This window comes from Wolbachia endosymbiont of Drosophila incompta (genome assembly GCF_001758565.1).
GTDB lineage: Bacteria > Pseudomonadota > Alphaproteobacteria > Rickettsiales > Anaplasmataceae > Wolbachia > Wolbachia pipientis.
Genome location: NZ_CP011148.1, coordinates 996,068 through 998,327, shown reverse-complemented (window position 1 = coordinate 998,327; position 2,260 = coordinate 996,068). Strand labels below are relative to the sequence as shown.

At 37.3% G+C, this 2,260-nt stretch carries 1 protein-coding gene; it reads right to left on the bottom strand.

The window, feature by feature from the left end:
• Nucleotides 1-1,027: 1,027 nt before the first annotated feature.
• Nucleotides 1,028-2,260 (bottom strand): serine hydroxymethyltransferase (gene glyA / locus WG67_RS04480; protein WP_458694921.1); only part of this gene is annotated, 1,233 nt, incomplete at its 5' end.

The window sequence follows — 2,260 nt, the reverse complement described above, 5'->3', positions numbered from 1 at the left end:
CACGAATGTTGCAATTACAAAAACGATTTCTACTAGGGTGTCATCCCAGTGCGTGACACTGGAATGGCTTTATTGCATCGCTACTTATGAAAGGCTAACTATAGTTAGGATTATAAGCAACCTATTGAAAATCTTGTTTTTTTGCAATCAATCTGATCAAATTTAAGAATAGTAATTTATTATTTATATTAATAAATTTAATTCTATTGAAAATAGCTAAAGCATTGAAATTCTTGAATTTTAGCCAGATTAGTGAGTGGTAGTGAAATTTCTTTTACTCAAATTTAGGTATTCACTGACCGTTCTTATTATAAATACCAGAATAATAAGCTACTGATATTCTCCATCTTTTTTATCTTTAATCCATCATAGCTAGCGATGCAACAAAGCCCGCTGGAATCCAGCCTTTTTATAATCATTAAAACGTTGTATTTTAACATAAAACGGCTACTTTTATGCTTACTAACTTAATAAAATTCCTGGATCCCAGTGTCTGGGCACTGGGATGACACCCTACTAGCAGAAGTTACTCTCAAATGTTTGTTCATGTTAGCTACAAACATTAAGAAATTTACCAAACGAAAAAAGGCAAAAGAAGCCCCAGTCATTGTCTATTTTCAGTATTGGCGTTTTTTAAGTCTTAAACACTGCAATTTAGCTGCTTTTAAATGCAACTCATCTTAGTTTAAATGTTTAAGAAATTTACTAAGCAGAAAAAAAGGTAAAAGAAATCCCGTATTAGCTAGTTGTCATTCTCTAATCCTGCAAATTGGCGTGCTATACTGTCTTAAACGCTTTATAAGCGCGTTTCAGCTTATATAGGTAAAACCTAGAAATGTTGTGAAGACGTAGGGTGCGCATAGTGCAAAAAATTAAAAATAAGACGCCAATTACGTAATACTGTTGTCGTTTAATCTGCACAGATTGAAGATAAATGAATACCTTCAGTTTCATGATAAGAGGGCTGGCGAAGGGTGTCAAGTAAGTTTTTTCGTTTCTACCAGCTACTTGGATGACACCACATAAATTAATAAATAGGAAAATTACTACAAATCCTTTCAACTTTAGCTTTTACTGCTTTTTCGACACTTGAGCTATTTCCGCTGATTAATCCTTGAATTACTTCATTTATTAGACCAGCTATCTCTTTAAAATTTTCTGCCTCAAGTCCGCGTGTTGTCTCAGCAGCGGTGCCAAAACGGAGCCCTGAACTGATGGTCGGCTTTGCTGTATCAAATGGTACAGAGTTTTTATTACAGGTAATACCGGCTCTCTCAAGGCTATCTACAACGTCTTTTCCAGTCAATTTCTGCGATCTTAAGTCAACTAGCACTATATGAGAGTCAGTGCCACCGGTTATAATGTCAAGTCCATGCTTTTGCAATTCTTGAGCCAGCACTTTCGCATTTTCCACGACTTTCTTGCTATAAGTCTTAAACTCTGGTGCTAATGCTTCTTTAAATGCAACAGCTTTTGCAGCTATCACATGCATAAGTGGCCCGCCCTGCAATCCTGGAAAAACTGCGGATTGAATTTTTTTGTGTAATGCTTCATCATTGGTCATCACTATTCCACCACGAGGACCACGCAAAGTTTTGTGAGTCGTGGAAGTCATAACATGTGCATATTCAGCAGGGGATGGATATTCGCCCGCTGCAATAAGCCCTGCATAGTGAGCAATATCTGCAAGCAAATAAGCACCAACTTTATCTGCAATCTCGCGAAAGCGTTTGAAGTCCATTTTTCTTGGATAAGCAGAAGCACCAGCTATGATCAATTTCGGTTTATGCTCCAGCGCCAGCTTTTCTATCTCATCCATATTGAGCAGATAAGTGTCTTTATTCACTGTATATTGAATTGACTTAAACCATTTACCAGAAAGGCTTGGTGCCGCACCATGAGTTAGATGCCCACCGCAACTCAGTGATAATCCAAGTATTGTATCGCCTGGAGTAAGCAGTGAAGCAAATACCGCCTGGTTTGCCTGAGAACCAGAATGAGGTTGAACGTTTGCAAATTTAACACCAAACAACTTACAAAGTCTTTCTATAGCCAGACTTTCAATTTTGTCCACATGCTCACAACCACAGTAATATCTTTTACCTGGATAACCTTCTGCGTATTTATTAGTCAGAAAAGAGCCTTGTGCCTCCATTACCGCTTTGCTTGCAAAATTTTCTGATGCAATTAATTGCAATTGTGATTTTTGGCGTTGTAATTCTTTTTCTATAGACTGATAAACCTCGTTATCAAAAGACTT